This is a genomic window from Hydrogenophaga sp. (genome assembly GCF_026125785.1).
GTDB lineage: Bacteria > Pseudomonadota > Gammaproteobacteria > Burkholderiales > Burkholderiaceae_C > Hydrogenophaga.
In genome coordinates this window covers 19,177-36,873 of record NZ_JAHCKL010000018.1, presented here as the reverse complement: position 1 = coordinate 36,873, position 17,697 = coordinate 19,177, and the positions used below count along the sequence as shown (strand labels likewise).

The window sequence follows — 17,697 nt, the reverse complement described above, 5'->3', positions numbered from 1 at the left end:
GGCGTCACATCCGGAACACGCCGAACTTCGGCTCGCCGATCGGCGTGTTGAGCGCGGCCGAGAGGGCCAGGCCCAGCACCCGGCGCGTATCGGCGGGGTCGATCACGCCGTCGTCCCACAGGCGGGCACTGGCGTAGTAGGGGTGGGACTGGTGGGCGAACTGGTCCAGCAGCGGCTGCTTGAACGCGGCCTCTTCCTCGGCACTCCAGGCGCCGCCCTTGGACTCGATGCCGTCGCGGCGCACGGTGGCCAGCACACTGGCCGCCTGCTCACCGCCCATCACGCTGATGCGCGCGTTGGGCCACATCCAGAGGAAGCGCGGGCTGTAGGCGCGGCCACACATACCGTAGTTGCCGGCCCCGTAGCTGCCGCCGATGATGATGGTGAACTTGGGCACGCTGGCGGTGGCCACCGCGGTGACCATCTTGGCGCCGTGGCGGGCGATGCCCTCGTTCTCGTACTTGCGGCCGACCATGAAGCCGGTGATGTTCTGCAGGAACAGCAGCGGCACCTTGCGCTGGCAGCACAGCTCGATGAAGTGCGCGCCCTTCTGGGCGCTTTCGGAGAACAGCACGCCGTTGTTGGCGACGATGCCGATGGGCATGCCTTCGATGTGGGCGAAGCCGCAGACCAGTGTGGCTCCGTAGCGCGCCTTGAACTCGTGGAACTCGCTGCCATCGACGATGCGGGCGATGATCTCGCGCACGTCGTAGGGCTTGCGCGTGTCGACCGGGATCACGCCGTAGACACTCGCCGGGTCGTACAGCGGCGCACGCGGCTCGCGCAGCGCCTGCGTGGCGAGCTTGCGGCGGTTGAGCGTGGCCACGGCCTGGCGCGCCAGCGCGATGGCGTGGGCATCGTTCTGCGCCAGGTGATCGGCCACGCCGGAGAGCCGTGTGTGCACATCGCCACCACCGAGGTCTTCCGCGCTCACCACTTCGCCAATCGCGGCCTTCACCAGCGGGGGGCCGCCCAGGAAGATGGTCCCCTGGTTCTTGACGATGATGGTCTCGTCGCTCATCGCGGGGACGTAGGCGCCCCCTGCGGTGCAGGACCCCATGACGACGGCGATCTGGGCGATGCCCTGCGCGCTCATGTTGGCCTGGTTGTAGAAGATGCGGCCGAAATGCTCGCGGTCGGGGAACACGTCGTCCTGGTTGGGCAGGTTGGCACCGCCCGAGTCCACCAGGTAGATGCAGGTGAGGTTGTTCTGCTGCGCCACCTCCTGCGCCCGCAGGTGCTTCTTCACCGTCATCGGGTAGTAGGTGCCCCCCTTCACCGTGGCGTCGTTGCAGACGATCATGCAGTCCACGCCGCTGACACGGCCGATGCCGGCGATCACGCCAGCGCAGGGCGCGCTGTCGGTGCCGTCGCGGTCGGGGTACATGTTGAGCGCGGCCAGGGGGCTGAGTTCCAGGAACGGCGTGCCCGGGTCGAGCAGCATCTGCACGCGCTCACGCGGCAGCAGCTTGCCGCGCGCCGTGTGCTTGGCGCGGGCGGCCTCGCCGCCGCCGAGCGCGGCCTTGGCGATCTGGGCCTTGAGATCGTCGACCATGGCCTGCATGGCACGGGCGTTGGCCTGGAAGTCCGCGGAGCGGGCGTTGAGCTGGGATTCGATGACGGTCATGCGGCGTGCTTTCGCAAAACGGTTGTTCAGGCGGTACGGGACTCCGTGAGGCCAAGCTCTTCCTTCATGGCCTCGCGGATGCGGAATTTCTGGATCTTGCCGGTCACGGTCATGGGGAAGCCGTCGACGAAGCGGATGTGGCGCGGCACCTTGTAGTGGGCAATGCGCCCCTGGCAGAACTCGCGCACGGTGGCCTCTGTCAGCGTCTGTCCCGGCTTGACGACGATCCAGGCGCAGAGCTCCTCACCGTAACGCGTGTCGGGCACGCCGACCACCTGCACGTCCTGCACGGCGGGGTGGCGGTAGAGAAACTCCTCGATCTCGCGCGGGTAGATGTTCTCGCCGCCGCGGATCACCATGTCCTTGATGCGGCCGACGATGTTCACGTAGCCTTCGGCGTCCATGGTTGCGAGGTCGCCGGTGTGCATCCACCCGTCGGCGTCGATGGCCTCGCGCGTCTTGGCCTCGTCGTCCCAGTAGCCGTGCATCACCGAGTAGCCGCGGGTGCACAGTTCACCCGATGCGCCGGGCGCCACCGTCTGGCCGCTCTCGGGGTCGATCACCTTCACCTCCAGGTGCGGCTGCACCACGCCCACCGTGGACACGCGCCGGTCCAGCGGCGTGTCGGTGCTGCTCTGGCAGCTCACCGGGCTGGTCTCGGTCATGCCGTAGGCAATCGTCACTTCGCGCATGTGCATGTCGCTGACCACGCGCTTCATCACCTCGATCGGGCAGGGCGAGCCGGCCATGATGCCGGTGCGCAGCGTGGAGAGGTCGAACTCGGCAAAGCGCGGGTGGTCCAGCTCGGCGATGAACATGGTCGGCACGCCATGCAGCCCGGTGCAGCGCTCGTCCTGCACGGTCTGGAGCACGGTGAGGGGGTCGAAGCCGTCGTTCGGGTAGACCACGGTCGCGCCATGCGTGAAACAGGCCAGATTGCCCAGCACCATGCCGAAGCAGTGGTACAGCGGCACGGGAATGCACAGGCGGTCGGCCGGCGTGAGCTTCATGCACTCGCCGATGAAGAAGCCGTTGTTGAGGATGTTGCGGTGGGTCAGCGTGGCGCCCTTGGGAAAGCCGGTGGTGCCGCTGGTGAACTGGATGTTGATCGGGTCGGTGGCGCGCAGCGTGCCCGCCAGACCCGCCACGCGCGGGTCCGCCGCATCGCCCTGGGCCAGCAGCTCGGAGAAGCGCAGCAGGCCTGCGGTGTCGAGGTCCGCGGCATCGCCGGGTCCGTCGATCCAGACCACGGTGCGCAGGTGCGGCAGCTGTTTCGCCTGCAGGCGGCCGGGCTGGCCGGTGGCCCACTCCGGCGCCAGTTCGCGCAGCATGCCCAGGTAGTCGCTGGTCTTGAAACGCGCCATGGTCACCAGCAGACGGCAGCCCACCTTGTTGAGGGCGTACTCCACCTCGCTGGTGCGGTAGGCCGGGTTGATGTTGACCAGCACCAGCCCGGCCTTGGCTGTGGCCAGTTGCATCAGCACCCATTCGGCGTTGTTGTGCGACCAGATGCCCACCCGGTCACCGGGCGACAGGCCCAGGCGCAGCAAGGCACTGGCCAGGCGGTTGGCTTCCTGCTGCAGCGCGCGGTAGGTGTAGCGCCGCCCCTGGTGCACGCTGACCAGGGCCTCGTGCTCCGGCTGCGCGGCCACCACCGCATCGAAATGCGCGCCGATGGTCTGTTCGATCAGCGGCACGGAGGTCGGGCCGGCGCTGTGGCTGCGCGCCAGCGGCGCGGTGGAGGACGCGGTGCTCATGGATGCTGTCTCCTGCAAGGCTTTTTGTGGGATGCGGCCAGCGCACAAGCATAGGAGCACAGACGGGGGCATGGTTGCCACATTGGTTGCAAATCGTGCCACCGATCAGGCACACTCCCCTCATGCCAGCCCCCGCCTCGCCCACCGCCGACGCGCCCGCCGTCACCCCGATGGCCTTTGTCCGCGCCATGGTGGCCGCCTACGAGCGGCGCGGCCTGGACCCCGCGCGCGCGCTGGCGCAGGCCCGCATCGCGCCCGAGCAGGTGCGCCGCCCCCAGGCCCGCATCACCGCCTGGCAGATGGAGCGCATTTCCTACGCCGCCATGCAAGAGCTGGACGACGAAGGCCTGGGCTGCTTCCAGCGGCCCCTGCCCTGGGGCAGCTACGGCATGCTGGCGCGCGCCTCGCTGAGTGCGCCGCAACTGGGGCGTGCGCTGCGGCGCTGGTGCCGACACCACCGCCTGATCACCGACGACATCGCGCTCGCGGTCGAGTCCGAGGGCGACACCGCGCGCATCGCCCTGCGCCCGGTGCACGACCCCTCCGTGGCCACGGAGTTCTGCGTGGTCTCGGTGTTGCGCAACATCCTTGGCCTGGCGAGTTGGTACATCGACTCGCGCATACCGCTCAGCGCCGCGCATTTCCCCTATGCCCCACCGCCGCACGTGGACGCCTACGAGGTGCTGTTCGACGGCCCCTGCACTTTCCGCGCCGACCATGCGGCCATCGTCTTCGACGCGCGCTACCTCAGCCTGCCCATCAAGCGCGACGAGGCCGCGATGAACCAGATGCTGCAACGCGCCCTGCCGCTGACGGTGCGCGCCTACCGACGCGACCGCCTGCTGGTGCAGCGCGTGCGCCAGACCTTGGCCGCCCACCCCCTGGACACCCACAACGCAGACGACCTGGCCACGCTGCTCAACGTCTCTACCCGCACGCTGCACCGCCAGCTCAAGGAAGAAGGGGCCTCTCTGCAGGCCCTCAAGGACGAGGTGCGCCGCCAGCGCGCCATCGAACTGCTGCTGCGCACGAAACGTCCGATCAAGCAGGTCGCGCAGGCCACGGGGTTCCAGAACGAGAAGAGCTTCATCCGGGCGTTCAAGGCCTGGACCGGCCGCTCACCGGGCGAATGGCGCGGCGAACAGGCCCCTTAGCTCGTCCATGTGGCCGAACACCCGCGCCACCCCCAGCCCCTCGAACGCCCGCCCGTGACCCTCGGGGCAATAGCCCCACACCGTGGCACCCGCGGCCAGTCCGGCCTGGGCACCGGTGGCGGTGTCCTCGACCACCAGGCAGCGAGCGGGGTCCACGCCGAGGTGCGCAGCAGCGGCGAGGTAGACATCGGGCGCGGGCTTGGAACGCGGCTGGTCGTGGCCGCTGAAGATGCGCTCGCCGAAGTACGGCAGCAGGCCGACGTGGTCCAGTTGCATGACGACCTTGGGCCGGTCGGCACCCGAGGCGCAGGCGATGCGGCCCTGAACCTGTTGATGGATGAGGGCCACGGCTTCCTGCACGCCATGCACCGCTTGCAGCTCGGCCAGCAGACGGGCGTTGCGCCGCGCGTAGAAGGCCTGCATCCAGGCGTCGGTGAGCGGCTTCCCGGTCTCGGCCTCGATGCGGGCGCGTTCGTCGCGCACCGCCTTGCCAATGAAGATCCGCATGCACTCGGCCTGGGTGATGGCCCACCCGCTCTCGTTGAGCACCTCGCGCAGCACGCCGTTGGTGATGGGCTCGCTGTCCACCAGCACACCATCGCAATCGAACAGCACGGCCTCGAACCCCGGGCTCGTCATGTCAGCATCTCCCCATCCACATAGAACCATTCCCCCTGTTCCCGCACGAAGCGGCTGCGCTCGTGCAGGCGCTGGCCCCGTCCCTGCACGCGGGAGCGGGCCACGAACTCCACTTCGGCATGTGCGTCGTCGATCAGCGTGTGGCGCCTGACCTCCAGACCCAGCCACTTCACCCCGGGCTCCAGTTCCAGCGCGGCAGGGCGCCGGCTGGCGTGCCAGGAGGCCAGCAGATGCGCGGCGTCGCCACGCGTGAAGGCGGTGTAGCGCGACCGCATGAGCGACTCGGCGTCGGGGGCTGGCACGCCGGTGCCGATGTAGCGGCCGCAGCAGTCCGCATAGGCCGGTCCGCGCCCGCAGGGACAGGGGGGCGAACTCATCCGGTCTTCTTCGCCTTGCGCTGTTCCAGCGTCTCGGTCGGTGCGCCCTGTTTGAGCCATTCGGCAAAACCGCCGTCGATGTGGGCCACCCTGTCCATGCCCATCTCGCGCAGCGTGCGGGTGGCCAGCGCGCTGCGCCAGCCCGCGCCGCAGAACAGCACGAACTCCTTGTTCTCGTCGCCGAACACCGGCTTGAAATAGGGCGAGGCCGGATCGACCCAGAACTCAAGCATGCCGCGGGGCGCGTGCAGCGCACCGGGTACCGTGCCCTCGCGCTCGAGTTCGCGGACGTCGCGGATGTCGACCAGTTGCAGGCTCGGGTCACCCGCCCGCAGGCGTTCGCGCACCTCGGGCACGCTGTAGGTGGTGATCTGCGCCATGGCTTCGTCCACGAGCGCGCGGAATCCTTTGGTGATGGGCATGGAAGTCTCCGTGTGTAACCTGGGCACGAAGTCCCTGCGCAAAGCGGGTCTTCGCAGAGCGGTGTCCAATGGCCGCATTGTTCCACGCCACCCCAGGATTGACATGAGCGCTCTCGACGCCTTCCCCATCACCCAGAAATGGCCCGCAGCCCATCCCGACCGCCTGCAGCTCTATTCACTGCCCACGCCCAACGGCGTGAAGGTGTCCATCATGCTGGAGGAGAGCGGCCTGCCCTATGAGCCGCACCTGGTGAGCTTCGAGACCAACGACCAGATGTCGCCGGCCTTTCTCTCGCTCAACCCCAACAACAAGATCCCGGCCATCCTCGATCCCGAAGGTCCCGGCGGCCAGCCGCTGGCCCTGTTCGAGTCCGGCGCGATCCTGATCTACCTGGCCGAGAAGACCGGCCGCTTCCTGCCCCAGGACCCCGCGCGCCGCTACGAGACGCTGCAATGGCTGATGTTCCAGATGGGCGGCGTGGGCCCCATGTTCGGCCAGCTCGGCTTCTTCCACAAATTCGCTGGCAAGGCCTACGAAGACAAGCGACCGCGCGACCGCTACGTCGCCGAATCGCGCCGCCTGCTCGGCGTGCTCAACCAGCGACTCGAAGGCCGCGACTGGCTCATGGGCGAGGACTACACCATCGCCGACATGGCCACCTGGCCCTGGGTGCGCAACCTCGTAGGCTTCTACGGCGCCGGCGACCTCGTCGGCTTCGCCGACTTCCCCCACCTGCAGCGCGCGCTGGACACCTTCAACGCCAGACCCGCCGTCCAACGCGGCCTCAACATCCCCGCCCGCAACTGAAGCCAACGAAGCGAGGCACCCAACCCGGAGATGCCGGGAGTCCAGTCAGCCCAAAGAACACCCTCACCCCAAGGCCGCGCAGCGAGGTCGCAGTCCCCAGAGGCAGCGAGGGTCCGGCTCCGCCGGCCCGAGGTGCCGTCCCCCCTCGAAGCGCCGAAGGCGCGCCACGGAGGGGGGAAGCCGCGCAGCGGCGCAGGGGGGTGTCCTCTACCGCCTCCAGAACTGCCCGGTGAACAGCACCAGCACCGCCAGCAGCTCCAGCCGGCCCAGCAGCATGGCGAAGGACAGCACCCAGATCTGCACGCTGTCGAGCACGCCGAAATGGCTGGCTGGACCGACCAGCCCCAAGCCGGGACCGATGTTGTTGAGCGTGGCCACCACAGCGGAAAACGCGGTGACGATGTCCAGGCCGGTGAACAGCAGCACCATGGTCAGGCCCATGGTGGCCGCGCCGTAAATGAGCATGTAGCCCATCACCGCGGTCATGACCGGTGCGGGCATGACCGTGCCCCCGAGCGTGACGGGGTTGACCACGCGCGGATGGATGATGCGCACCAGTTCGCGACGGGCCTGCTTGATCAGCAGCACCATGCGCACCAGCTTGATGCCGCCACCGGTGGACCCTGCGCAGGAGACGAAGCAGCCCAGGAACATGAGCAGCACCGGCGCGAACACCGGCCACTGCGCATAGTCCACGGAGGCGTACCCGGTGGTGGTGGCGACCGAGACCACATGGAAGGCGCTCGTGCGCAGCGCCTCGGCAACATCGGGCACCACGCCCTGCACCACCAGCAGGATGGCCACCACCAGGATGGAGACCGTGAGCACCGCGACATAGGTGCGTATCTCGCGGTCGTTGACGATGGGGCGCAGGGTGCGATGGCGCAACGCAACGAAGTAGCGCATGAAGCTCACGCCGGCGAGCGTCATGAACACCGTGGCGACGGCTTCGATGGTGCGCGAATCCCAGTGGCCGAAGCTCGCGTCGTGCGAGGAGAACCCGCCCAGGCCCATGGTGGTGCACATGTGCATGAAGGCGTCTGGCCAGCTCATGCCGGCCCAGCGGTAGGCCAGCATGCAAAGCACCGAGAACGCGACATACACACCCCAGAGGCCGCGCGCGGTCTCGGCGATGCGCGGCGTGAACTTGGTGTCTTTCATCGGCCCGGGTGTCTCGGCCCGGTAGAGCTGCACGCCACCCAGCCCCAGCAGCGGCAGCACCGCCACCACCAGCAGCATGATGCCCAGGCCGCCGACCAGTTGGAGAAAGCAGCGCCAGATGTTGACCGACACCGGCAGAGCGTCGAGGCCGGACAGCGCTGTGGCGCCAGTGGCGGTGAGTGCGCTCATGGCCTCGAAGTAGGCCTTGGTCCAGGTGATGTCAGGCACGGTGAACATCAGCGGAACCGCGGCGAACGCAGGCAGCAGGACCCACACCAGGTTGACCAGGAGGAACCCATCGCGCGCCTGCAGCTCGCGCCGGAAACGGCGCGTGCCGCGCCACAGCGCCACCCCGCAGACGGCGGTGAAGGCACATGCGCAGGCCCAGATGAGCGCGTGCTGGCGCGCGTCGTGGAACCAGGACCAGGCCAGTGGCACCAGGAAGGCGGGCGAGAACGCCAGCAGAACACGTGAAAAGACCGCGGTGACGGGCAGCAGGCTGAAGAGCACGGAGGATGTCCTGGCGGCGTTCAGCCGAAGAAGGTGGCACTCACCTGGAACAGCTTCTCGACCTCGCGCACCAGGCGCTTGTTCGGAATGAACAGGATGATGTGGTCATCGGCCTCGATCAGGGTGTCGTGGTGCGGCATCAGCACCTCGGACCTGCGGCCTTCGCCGCGCACGATCGCGCCAATGCGCGCGCCCTTGGGCAGCTTGACCTCTTCCACCCGCCGCCCGACCAGCTTGCTGGTCTTGACGTCGCCGCGCGCGATGCCCTCTATCGCCTCGGCGGCCCCCCGGCGCAGGCTGTGCACGGCGGCCACGTCGCCGCGCCGAAGGTGCGTCAGCAGCTCGCCGATGACGGTCTGCGAGGGCGAGATGGCGATGTCGATGGTGCTGCCCTGCATCATGTCGGCATAGGCGCGGCGGTTGATCAGCGACATCACACGGCCCGCCCCCATGCGCTTGGCCAGCATGGCCGACATGATGTTGTCCTCGTCGTCGCTGGTGAGGGCAAGAAACATGTCCATCTCGCCGACGTTTTCATCCAGCAGCAGGTCCTCGTCGGCGCCATCGCCCTGCAGGATCAGGGTGCTGGAGGGCAACTGGCTGGCCAGGTACTCGCAGCGCTTGGGGTCGCGCTCGATGAGCTTGACCTCGCACTGCCCGGCCAGGCTGCGCGCCAGACGCAGGCCGACCTTGCCGCCCCCGGCAATCATCAGCCGGCGCACCGGTTTGTCGATGTTGTGGATGGCGCCCAGCACATAGCGGATCTTCTCGGTGTCGGCCAGCACGAAGACTTCGTCCCCCGCCAGAATGCGGGTCTGGCGGTTGGCCTCCATCTCCGTGTCGAGCCGGTAAATCGCCACCACCCGCATCTCGGCCTGGGGAAAACGTTCACGGAACTCGCCGATGGTGTGGCCCACCAACGCACCGCCATGTGTGGCGCGGATGGCGATCAGACTGGCTCGCCCCTCGGCGAATTCCAGCACCTGCAGCGCTTCGGGGTAGCTGATGAGCTGGTGGATGTAGCGCGTGACCGATTCTTCAGGGCAGATCACATGGTCCACCGCGAAGCCGCTCTTGCCCATGAGCTCATCACCCTCGACGAACTCCGGAGAACGCAGCCGCGCGATGGTGCTGGGCACATTGAACACGTCGTGGGCCACCTTGCACACCACCAGGTTGGTCTCGTCCTGGGCGGCGCAGGCGATCACCATGTCCGCGTCCTTGGCCCCCGCGTCGCGCAGCACCGAAGGCTGGATGCCATTGCCCACCACCCCCCGCAGATCCAGTCGGTCCTCCAGCAGCCGCAGCCGCAACGGATCCATGTCGATGACCGTGATGTCGTTCTGCTCGGAAACCAGGCTCTCCGCCACACTCTCGCCCACACGCCCGGCGCCCAGGATGATGATGTTCATGGGTGGATGGTAGCTCCCCCCTGCGCCGCTGCGCAGCTTCCCCCCTCTCTGGCGCGCCTTCGGCGCTTGGAGGGGGGACGATGCCTTGGGCCGGCGGAGCCGGACCCTCGGCATCTCTGGGTTGCACCGCGCTCGCCGGAGACAGGTCTTCCCCCAAGGGCTGCGAGGATCCGGCTTTGCCGGTCCAAGCAGCCGTCCCCCCTCCAAGCGCCGAAGGCGCGCCAGAGAGGGGGGAAGCCGCGCAGCGGCGCAGGGGGGTGTCTCTACAACCCCCGCTGGATGATGATTTTCTGCACGTCGGACGTGCCTTCGTAGATCTGGCAGACGCGCACGTCGCGGTAGATGCGTTCGACCGGGAAGTCGTTGACGTAGCCGTAGCCGCCGTGAACCTGGATCGCATCGCTGCACACGCGTTCGGCCATTTCGCTGGCGAAGAGCTTGGCCATGGCGGCTTCCTTGAGACAGGGCTGGCCGGCGTCGCGCAGGGTGGCGGCGTGGTGGGTGAGCGCGCGGGCGGCTTCGATCTGCGTGGCCATCTCGGCGAGACGAAAGCCAACCGCCTGGTGGTTGAAGATGGGTTGCCCAAAGCTCTCGCGCTGCTTGGCATAGGTGAGCGCACACTCCAGCGCACTGCGCGCCATGCCGATGCTCTGCGCGGCAATACCGATGCGCCCGCCTTCCAGCGCGGAGAGCGCGATCCTGTAGCCCTCGCCCTCGGCACCGATGAGGTTCTCTGCCGGCACGCGGCAGTTGTCGAAGCGGATCTGCGCCGTGTCGCTGCTGTGCTGGCCGAGCTTGTCTTCCAGGCGCTCGACGATGTAGCCGGGGGTGTCGGTGGGCACGACGAAGGCGCTCATGCCTTTTTTGCCCGCGCCTTTGTCGGTGACGGCGATGACGATGGCGAGGTGGCCGTTCTTGCCGCTGGTGATGAACTGCTTGACGCCGTTGATCACGTACACGTCGCCCTGCTTCACCGCCGTGGTGCGCAGGGCCGAGGCGTCGCTGCCCACGTGCGGCTCGGTGAGGCAGAACACGCCGAGCATCTGTCCCGCCGCCAACGGGCGCAGCCACTGTTCCTGCTGGCGGGCATGGCCATAGCACATCAGGATCGCGTTGACCGGGCAGTTGGTCACCGAGATCGCCGTGCTGGTGCCACCGTCGCCGGCAGCGATTTCCTCCAGCACCACGGCCAGCGTGAGGTAGTCCAGCCCCGCGCCGCCCAGCGCTTCGGGCACGCAGATGCCGTAAGCGCCCAGCGCGGCCAGCCCCTGATGAACGTCCTTGGGAAAGTGGTGCTCCTTGTCCCAACGCGCCGCGTTTGGCCACAGTTGCTCCTGGGCAAAGGCGCGCACCGCATCGCGGATCATGAGTTGGTCCTGGTTCAGCATGGGCCGCTCTCGTTCCGACTTACACGAGTTCGATGGCCATGGCGGTGGCTTCGCCGCCACCGATGCACAGCGTGGCCACGCCCTTGCGCCCGCCGCGGGCCTGCAGCGCATGGATCAGCGTGACCAGGATGCGCGCACCGCTGGCGCCGATGGGGTGCCCGAGGGCACAGGCGCCACCGTTGACATTGACCTTCTCGTGCGGGATGTCCAGCTCTTTCATGAGCGCCATGGGCACCACGGCGAAGGCTTCGTTGATTTCCCACAGGTCCACGTCGGCGACCTGCCAGCCGGTTTTGACCAGCAGCTTCTGCGTGGCGCCCACCGGTGCGGTGGCAAACCAGTTGGGTTCCTGGGCGTGGGTGGCGTGGGCGACGATGCGCGCCAGCGGCCGGGCGCCGAGCTTCTGCGCGGTGGACTGGCGCATCAGCACCAATGCGGCAGCGCCGTCGTTGATGGAGGAACTGGAGGCCGCGGTGATGGTGCCGTCCTTCTTGAAGGCGGGCTTGAGGCCGGGGATCTTGTCCAGCTTGACCTTGCCAGGGCCTTCATCGATGCTCACCACGCGCTCCCCACTGCGGTCCTTGACGGTCACGGGCGTGATCTCGGCAGCGAAGGCGCCGCTGTCGGTAGCCGCCTTGGCGCGCGTGACCGAGGCGATGGCGAAGGCGTCCTGCTGCTCGCGGGTGAAGCTGTACTTGGCCGCGCAATCCTCGCCAAAGGTGCCCATGGAGCGGCCCGGCTCGTAGGCGTCTTCCAGGCCATCGAGCATCATGTGGTCAAAGATGCGGTCGTGGCCCATGCGGTAGCCGCCGCGGCCTTTCAGCATCAGGTAGGGCGCGTTGGTCATGCTCTCCATGCCGCCCGCCACCATGACGCTGGCGCTGCCGGCGGCCAGCATGTCGTGCGCGAGCATGGTGGCCTTCATGCCGGAGCCGCACATCTTGGACAGCGTGACCGCGCCAGCCGACTTGGGCAAGCCGCCCTTGAACGCCGCCTGGCGTGCCGGGGCCTGGCCCTGACCGGCCATCAGGCAGTTGCCGAACAGCACCTCGTCGACCTGGGCGGGATCGACACCGCTGCGCTGCATCGCGGCACGGATGGCCGCACCGCCCAGATCGTGTGCGGCGAGGCTGGCGAAATCGCTCTGGAACGAACCCATGGGGGTGCGTGCGGCACCGACGATGACGATGGGGTCCTGTGACATGAAGGCTCTCCTTGGGTAAACGGACTCGGGGTATTGAAGAATGCCGCCGCCGCACCGCAGGATGCAGGCACGCCGGGACCGGTGTCAGCTTTGGCGCACCGATCCCACGCCGGCGACGGCCGCGCGGTAGATGGATTCGATCTGGTCATTGCCATTCACCGACATGTGCATGTCGTGCAACAGGCCGTCGCGCAGGCCATAAACCCAGCCGTGCAGGGTGAGCGACTGGCCACGCGCCCAGGCGTCCTGCACCACCGTGGTCTGCGCGACGTTGACCACCTGTTCGATCGCATTGAGCTCACACAGCACGTCGGCGCGGTGCTGCTCGGGCGTGGCGGCCAGCAGGGCGGCATGGCGGTCGCGCACGTCCTTGATGTGGCGCAGCCAGTTGTCCGCCAGGCCCACGCGCACATCGCGCAGCGCGGCCTGCACGCCGCCGCAGCCATAGTGGCCCACCACCATCAGGTGCTCGACCTTGAGCATGTCGACGGCGTACTGGATGGTGGAGAGGCAATTCAGGTCGGTCGGCACCACCACGTTGGCCACGTTGCGGTGCACGAAGACCTCGCCGGGCGCCAGGCCCGTGATCTGGTTGGCTGGCACGCGACTGTCCGAGCAGCCGATCCACATGTAGCGCGGGCTCTGCTGGGCCAGCAGGTCGGTGAAGAAGGTGGGCTTTTCGCGCACCATCTGCTGCGCCCACGCGCGGTTGTCGTCAAAGAGGTTCTGGAGTTGAGAGGTCGTCATGCGGCGATCTTAGACGCTGAATCAAAGACACACGGGAAGCCAGCCTGCCCGCTCAGCACGTCTCGGCAAACAGCTCGCGGCCGATCAGCATGCGGCGGATTTCGCTCGTGCCGGCACCGATTTCATAGAGCTTGGCATCGCGCCAGAGGCGGCCCAGCGGGTACTCGTTGATGTACCCATTGCCGCCAAAGACCTGGATGCCTTCGCCCGCCATCCAGGTCGCCTTCTCGGCGCACCACAGGATGACGGAGGCGCAGTCCTTGCGCACGCGGCGCACGTGCTCGCTGCCGAGGTGGTCCAGGTTCTTGCCGATGGTGTAGCAGAACGCGCGGCCGGCCTGAAGCACCGTGTACATGTCGGCCACCTTGCCCTGGATCAGCTGGAATTCGCCGATGCTCTGGCCAAACTGCTTGCGGTCGTGGATGTAGGGCACCACGTTGTCCATCACCGCCTGCATGATGCCGATGGGACCGGCCGCCAGCACGGCGCGCTCGTAGTCCAGTCCGCTCATGAGCACCTTGGCCCCGTTGTTCAGGCCACCCAGAATGTTCTCGGCCGGCACCTCGACGTTGTTGAACACCATTTCACCGGTGTGGCTGCCGCGCATGCCCAGCTTGTCCAGCTTCTGCGCGGTGGAAAAACCCTTCATGCCTTTCTCGACGATGAAGGCGGTGACGCCACGCGCGCCCATCTCGGGCTCGGTCTTGGCGTAGACCACCATGGTGTCGGCGTCCGGGCCGTTGGTGATCCACATCTTGGTGCCGTTGAGCAGGTAGTAGCCGCCCTTGTCCTCCGCCTTGAGCTTCATGCTGATCACATCGGAGCCCGCACCCGGCTCACTCATGGCCAACGCCCCCACATGCTCGCCGCTGATCAGGCGTGGCAGGTACTTGCGCTTCTGCGCATCGCTGCCGTTGCGCTTGATCTGGTTCACGCACAGGTTGCTGTGCGCGCCATAGGACAGCCCCACCGAGGCGCTCGCGCGGCTGATCTCCTCCATGGCGATCATGTGGGCCAGGTAACCCATGTCCGCGCCGCCGAACTCCTCGCTCACGGTGATGCCCAGCACGCCCAGCGCACCCATCTTGGGCCAGAGGTCCATGGGAAACTGGTCGCGCGCATCGATCTCGGCGGCACGCGGAGCGATTTCGGCCTGGGCGAACTCGCGCACGGCATCGCGCAGCGCATCGATGTCTTCGCCAAGCTGGAAGTCGAGGCCGGGCAGTGGGGTCATGGTGTCTTCCTCAGTGTGATGGGAGTGGGGAGATGGGCTTCGGCGGACTCAGCCCTGGATGTGTTCGCGCCCGATGACTGCCATGAGCGTGCAGCCCATGGTCGCCACGAGCCGCTCCTGCCCACCGTCGATCGCCCAGGCCTGGCCTTCGCAGACGGTGACGGTGCGCCCGGGCTTGATGACCGTGCCCACCATGCGGAAGTGTTCGCCCTGGGCCGGCGCCAGCAGGTTGATCTTGAATTCAATGGTCAGCACCGCCGCTTCGGCGGGCATCAACGTGAAACCGGCGTAGCCACAGGCCGAATCCAGCGCCGTGGCCACCATGCCGGCATGCAGAAAGCCGTGCTGCTGGGTCAGCGGCTCGGACCATGGCAGGGTGATCACCACCTGACCGGGCAGCACCTGCGCCAACGTCGCGCCCAGGGTGCGCATGGCCGCCTGGCGCTCGAAGCTCTCGCGCGTGCGGGCGGCGTAGTCGGGATTGCGGGGTTCGAATGCAGCAGGATTCAAAGCGGACCTCGTTCGGATAGCCGGAGATTCTATGTTGACGTTTACGTAAACGTCAATCAGGATCATCCCCCGCCCCGGTCTTCGGGCTATGCTCGACCGCCATGCCCTTCACGCTTGCCGCCGCCGCCCACAGCGAGCTCACGATCCGCAAGAGCCGTTTCATCGGGTGCGTGGAGCCGGTATCCGGCCGCGCACAGGCCACCCAGCGCGTCACCGCTTTGCGGGCCCTGTACCCGGGCGCCACCCACGTCTGCTGGGCGCTCATGGCGGGCGGCCATTCCGCGGCCAACGACGACGGTGAACCTGGTGGCACCGCCGGGCGCCCCATGCTGGAGGTGTTGCGCCACCAGGACCTGGACGGGGTGCTCGCCACCGTGGTGCGCTACTACGGGGGAACACCGCTGGGCGCAGGCGGCCTGGTGCGCGCCTACACCGACTGCGTCGCGCAGGCCCTGCTCAAGGCCGACAGGCTGCCGCTCATCCGCTGGGACACCCTGCGCTGCGAACTGCCCTACGCCCTGGAAGGCTGGCTGCGCCGCGAGCTGGACGGCCATGGCGCGCGCCTGCTGGCCATCGAACACGGCGACCGCGTGAACGCGCACCTGGAACTGCCCGCATCGCAGGTCGATGCGTTTGTGGCGCGCCTGACCGACGCCAGTCAAGGCCAGGCGCACTGGCAGCGGGACAACGCGGACAACGAGCGGGCCTGACGCCGGCCCTCGTTCAGGCCGCCGAGCGGCCCAGATAGAGCAGCGCCAGGCCAATGGCCGCCGGCAGCGCCTGCACGAAAAGAATCTTGCGGCTGGCCGTGACAGCCCCATACACGCCGGCCACCAGCACACAGGCCAGGAAGAACACCTTGACCGCAAAGCCCTCTGCGCCCAGCCACAGGCCCCAGACCAGGCCCGCCGCCAGGAAACCGTTGTAGAGCCCCTGGTTGGCCGCCAGCACCTTGGTGGCCGCGGCCGACTGAGGTGTCTGGCCAAAGGCCTTCATGCCTGCGGGTTTGTCCCAGAGAAACATCTCCAGCACCAGAAACCAGGCATGCAGCAATGCGACGAGACCGACGACGGTATTGGCGAGCAAGGACATGGCGCCAGCTTAACCGTTCTGATCCGCCCGCGCACCCTTGTCGATGCGCGCCAGCAGCGATCGGGCTTCCTTCTCGTGGGTCTTGACCTCGTCCAGATTGGCCAGCAGGTCGGCCATCTGCTCCTCGAGCTGCCGGCGGTGGTCGGCCAGCACGGTCAGAAACTTGCGCAGTTGCGGCCCGGTGTCGCGCGGGCTGTCGTACATGTCGATGATCTCGCGCGCCTCCGTCAGCGAGAGACCGAGCCGCTTGGCGCGCAACGTGAGCTTGAGGCGGGTGCGGTCGCGCGAGGTGTAGACCCGGTTGCGGCCGCCAGGGCCTTCGCGCTGCGGTTGCAGCAGGCCCATGTCCTCGTAGAAGCGGATGGCGCGCGTGGTGAGGTCGAATTCGCGCGCCAGATCGCTGATGGTGTAGGTCGGGTTCGTCGCCATGGGTTGAAAAGCCCTCGTCGCCTCGTACGGTGTCCACTGCCTGTCAGCGCAACGTGGCGCTGCTCCTTAGAATGCCCTGAGTCTTGACGTTTACGTCAACGTCACTTGGGCATCTTAACGGAATGTGAACCGCATGAACCTCTCCCGCGACCAGCTCGAAGCCCGCCTGCACTACCCCTTGGCCACACAGTTGCCCGAGCGTGGCCGCTCGCTGGCGGTGGCGCCGGGCGTGCGCTGGGTCCGCATGTCGCTGCCCTTCGCACTGGACCACATCAACCTCTGGCTGCTGCGCGACGAGATCGATGGCCGCCAGGGCTGGACCGTGGTGGACTGCTGCATCGCGCGCGACGAGGCCCGCGCCGACTGGGAGACGCTCTTTGAACACGAGCTGGGGGGCCTGCCCGTCCTGCGCGTGATCGTGACCCACATGCACCCGGACCATATCGGACTGGCGGACTGGTTGTGCCGCCGCTGGCAGTGCGCCCTGTGGATCAGCGCGACCGACTACGCCATGGGTCGCCTGGGCTCGCAAAGCACGACCGGCTTTGGCGGTCAGCTCGCTGCCGAGTTCTTCGCCGCGCACGGCCTGACCGACCCGGACAGCCTGGCCCTCATCCGTGGCCGCGCCAGCTACTACCCCAGCCTGGTGCCCTCGGTGCCGGACCGGTTCCAACGCTTGCTCGACGGCATGCCACTGACCATCGGCGGGCGCCAGTGGCGCTGCATCAGCGGCCATGGGCACGCCCCCGAACACATGGCGCTGTACTGTGACGACCTCCAGGTGCTGATCAGCGGCGACATGGTGCTGCCGCGCATCTCGACCAACGTGAGCGTGCACGACCAGGAGCCCGAGGCGGACTCGCTGGCGCTCTTTCTGGATTCGCTGGAAAAATTCCTGCCGCTGCCGGTCGACACGCTGGTGCTGCCCTCCCATGGACGCCCGTTCACCGGGCTGCACGAACGCATCCGCCAACTCCAGGACCACCACCGGGACCGCCTGGCCGAGGTGATGCAGGCCTGCAGCGAAAAGCCCTGCAGTGGCGCCGACGTGCTGCCGGTGCTGTTCCCACGAGCCCTCGACCTGCACCAGACCACCTTCGCCCTGGGCGAAGCGGTGGCGCATCTGCACCGCCTGTGGCGCGCCGGCCAGTTGCGAAGAGAGAAGGACACGGCGGGCGTCTGGCGCTTCTCCGCGGCCTTCGCCGCCTGAGCGCGTGTCAGGCCAA

The 17,697-nt window shown here is 67.6% G+C and carries 18 protein-coding genes; 4 read left to right on the top strand and 14 right to left on the bottom strand.

Annotated features, from left to right (window positions below; translation table 11 throughout):
• Nucleotides 1-4: 4 nt before the first annotated feature.
• Both KIT53_RS15340 and KIT53_RS15335 read right to left on the bottom strand, forming a co-directional pair.
• Nucleotides 5-1,627 (bottom strand): carboxyl transferase domain-containing protein, encoded by a 1,623-nt coding sequence (locus KIT53_RS15340; protein WP_297754156.1) that lies wholly within the window; start codon nt 1,625-1,627, stop codon nt 5-7.
• Between the two features lie 26 nt (nt 1,628-1,653).
• Nucleotides 1,654-3,384 (bottom strand): AMP-binding protein, encoded by a 1,731-nt coding sequence (locus tag KIT53_RS15335; RefSeq protein WP_297754154.1) that lies wholly within the window; start codon nt 3,382-3,384, stop codon nt 1,654-1,656.
• A 122-nt stretch (nt 3,385-3,506) separates the two neighbouring features.
• Between KIT53_RS15335 and KIT53_RS15330 the strand changes: the two genes are divergently transcribed.
• On the top strand, nt 3,507-4,538 hold the full coding sequence (locus KIT53_RS15330; protein WP_297754151.1) for an AraC family transcriptional regulator: 1,032 nt from the start codon (nt 3,507-3,509) through the stop codon (nt 4,536-4,538).
• Here the strand turns inward: KIT53_RS15330 and KIT53_RS15325 are convergent.
• From KIT53_RS15325 to KIT53_RS15315, 3 genes are read right to left on the bottom strand one after another with little or no spacing between them, the layout of a single operon-like run.
• Entirely contained in the window at nt 4,503-5,177 is a 675-nt protein-coding gene (locus KIT53_RS15325; RefSeq protein WP_297754148.1) for an HAD family phosphatase, read from the bottom strand. The two genes, KIT53_RS15330 and KIT53_RS15325, sit on opposite strands and share 36 nt — an antisense overlap.
• The gene (locus KIT53_RS15320) at nt 5,174-5,554 is read right to left on the bottom strand and encodes a YchJ family metal-binding protein (protein WP_297754145.1); all 381 of its coding nucleotides are present in this window, start codon (nt 5,552-5,554) and stop codon (nt 5,174-5,176) included. The genes KIT53_RS15325 and KIT53_RS15320 overlap by 4 nt, the downstream gene beginning before the upstream one ends.
• A complete protein-coding gene (locus KIT53_RS15315) occupies nt 5,551-5,976 on the bottom strand; it encodes a rhodanese-like domain-containing protein (protein WP_297754143.1) in 426 nt (141 codons plus the stop codon). The genes KIT53_RS15320 and KIT53_RS15315 overlap by 4 nt, the downstream gene beginning before the upstream one ends.
• A 103-nt stretch (nt 5,977-6,079) precedes the next feature.
• On the opposite strand from KIT53_RS15315, the gene KIT53_RS15310 reads away from it, so the two are divergent.
• Nucleotides 6,080-6,784, top strand: a complete 705-nt coding sequence (locus tag KIT53_RS15310; protein WP_297754138.1) for a glutathione S-transferase N-terminal domain-containing protein — start codon at nt 6,080-6,082, stop codon at nt 6,782-6,784.
• 207 nt (nt 6,785-6,991) lie between these two features.
• Here the strand turns inward: KIT53_RS15310 and KIT53_RS15305 are convergent, their stop codons facing one another.
• The 7 genes from KIT53_RS15305 to KIT53_RS15275 form a co-directional block, all read right to left on the bottom strand.
• On the bottom strand, nt 6,992-8,455 hold the full coding sequence (locus tag KIT53_RS15305) for a potassium transporter TrkG (protein ID WP_297754136.1): 1,464 nt from the start codon (nt 8,453-8,455) through the stop codon (nt 6,992-6,994).
• Nucleotides 8,456-8,475: 20 nt separating this feature from the next.
• Nucleotides 8,476-9,867, bottom strand: coding sequence for a Trk system potassium transporter TrkA (gene trkA, locus KIT53_RS15300; RefSeq protein ID WP_297754133.1), 1,392 nt, complete (start codon nt 9,865-9,867; stop codon nt 8,476-8,478).
• A 263-nt stretch (nt 9,868-10,130) separates the two neighbouring features.
• The gene (locus tag KIT53_RS15295; protein WP_297754131.1) at nt 10,131-11,255 is read right to left on the bottom strand and encodes an acyl-CoA dehydrogenase family protein; all 1,125 of its coding nucleotides are present in this window, start codon (nt 11,253-11,255) and stop codon (nt 10,131-10,133) included.
• Between the two features lie 19 nt (nt 11,256-11,274).
• Nucleotides 11,275-12,459: an acetyl-CoA C-acyltransferase gene (locus tag KIT53_RS15290; RefSeq protein ID WP_297754129.1), complete on the bottom strand. Its 1,185-nt coding sequence runs from the start codon at nt 12,457-12,459 to the stop codon at nt 11,275-11,277.
• Between the two features lie 84 nt (nt 12,460-12,543).
• Nucleotides 12,544-13,206, bottom strand: a complete 663-nt coding sequence (gene can, locus KIT53_RS15285; protein ID WP_297754127.1) for a carbonate dehydratase — start codon at nt 13,204-13,206, stop codon at nt 12,544-12,546.
• 52 nt (nt 13,207-13,258) lie between these two features.
• Nucleotides 13,259-14,440, bottom strand: coding sequence for an isovaleryl-CoA dehydrogenase (locus KIT53_RS15280; RefSeq protein WP_297754126.1), 1,182 nt, complete (start codon nt 14,438-14,440; stop codon nt 13,259-13,261).
• A gap of 48 nt (nt 14,441-14,488) precedes the next feature.
• Nucleotides 14,489-14,950 (bottom strand): PaaI family thioesterase, encoded by a 462-nt coding sequence (locus KIT53_RS15275; protein ID WP_297754123.1) that lies wholly within the window; start codon nt 14,948-14,950, stop codon nt 14,489-14,491.
• Nucleotides 14,951-15,051: 101 nt separating this feature from the next.
• On the opposite strand from KIT53_RS15275, the gene KIT53_RS15270 reads away from it, so the two are divergent.
• Entirely contained in the window at nt 15,052-15,660 is a 609-nt protein-coding gene (locus tag KIT53_RS15270) for a YigZ family protein (RefSeq protein WP_297754120.1), read from the top strand.
• A 13-nt stretch (nt 15,661-15,673) separates the two neighbouring features.
• On the opposite strand, the gene KIT53_RS15265 is transcribed toward KIT53_RS15270, so the two are convergent.
• Entirely contained in the window at nt 15,674-16,042 is a 369-nt protein-coding gene (locus tag KIT53_RS15265; RefSeq protein ID WP_297754118.1) for a DUF1304 domain-containing protein, read from the bottom strand.
• Between the two features lie 9 nt (nt 16,043-16,051).
• Nucleotides 16,052-16,471 (bottom strand): MerR family DNA-binding transcriptional regulator, encoded by a 420-nt coding sequence (locus KIT53_RS15260; protein WP_297754115.1) that lies wholly within the window; start codon nt 16,469-16,471, stop codon nt 16,052-16,054.
• A gap of 133 nt (nt 16,472-16,604) precedes the next feature.
• Here KIT53_RS15260 and KIT53_RS15255 point away from each other — a divergent pair, with 133 nt between their 5' ends.
• Complete coding sequence (locus KIT53_RS15255; protein ID WP_297754113.1) at nt 16,605-17,681, top strand: MBL fold metallo-hydrolase; 1,077 nt, start codon at nt 16,605-16,607, stop codon at nt 17,679-17,681.
• Nucleotides 17,682-17,697 lie beyond the last annotated feature (16 nt).

Coding starts and splice junctions, on each gene's coding strand:
- KIT53_RS15340 (WP_297754156.1), bottom strand. CDS start 1,627: ATGACCGTCATCGAATCCCAGCTCAACGCCCGCTCCGCGGACTTCCAG.
- KIT53_RS15335 (WP_297754154.1), bottom strand. CDS start 3,384: ATGAGCACCGCGTCCTCCACCGCGCCGCTGGCGCGCAGCCACAGCGCC.
- KIT53_RS15330 (WP_297754151.1), top strand. CDS start 3,507: ATGCCAGCCCCCGCCTCGCCCACCGCCGACGCGCCCGCCGTCACCCCG.
- KIT53_RS15325 (WP_297754148.1), bottom strand. CDS start 5,177: ATGACGAGCCCGGGGTTCGAGGCCGTGCTGTTCGATTGCGATGGTGTG.
- KIT53_RS15320 (WP_297754145.1), bottom strand. CDS start 5,554: ATGAGTTCGCCCCCCTGTCCCTGCGGGCGCGGACCGGCCTATGCGGAC.
- KIT53_RS15315 (WP_297754143.1), bottom strand. CDS start 5,976: ATGCCCATCACCAAAGGATTCCGCGCGCTCGTGGACGAAGCCATGGCG.
- KIT53_RS15310 (WP_297754138.1), top strand. CDS start 6,080: ATGAGCGCTCTCGACGCCTTCCCCATCACCCAGAAATGGCCCGCAGCC.
- trkA (WP_297754133.1), bottom strand. CDS start 9,867: ATGAACATCATCATCCTGGGCGCCGGGCGTGTGGGCGAGAGTGTGGCG.
- KIT53_RS15295 (WP_297754131.1), bottom strand. CDS start 11,255: ATGCTGAACCAGGACCAACTCATGATCCGCGATGCGGTGCGCGCCTTT.
- KIT53_RS15290 (WP_297754129.1), bottom strand. CDS start 12,459: ATGTCACAGGACCCCATCGTCATCGTCGGTGCCGCACGCACCCCCATG.
- can (WP_297754127.1), bottom strand. CDS start 13,206: ATGACGACCTCTCAACTCCAGAACCTCTTTGACGACAACCGCGCGTGG.
- KIT53_RS15280 (WP_297754126.1), bottom strand. CDS start 14,440: ATGACCCCACTGCCCGGCCTCGACTTCCAGCTTGGCGAAGACATCGAT.
- KIT53_RS15270 (WP_297754120.1), top strand. CDS start 15,052: ATGCCCTTCACGCTTGCCGCCGCCGCCCACAGCGAGCTCACGATCCGC.
- KIT53_RS15265 (WP_297754118.1), bottom strand. CDS start 16,042: ATGTCCTTGCTCGCCAATACCGTCGTCGGTCTCGTCGCATTGCTGCAT.
- KIT53_RS15260 (WP_297754115.1), bottom strand. CDS start 16,471: ATGGCGACGAACCCGACCTACACCATCAGCGATCTGGCGCGCGAATTC.
- KIT53_RS15255 (WP_297754113.1), top strand. CDS start 16,605: ATGAACCTCTCCCGCGACCAGCTCGAAGCCCGCCTGCACTACCCCTTG.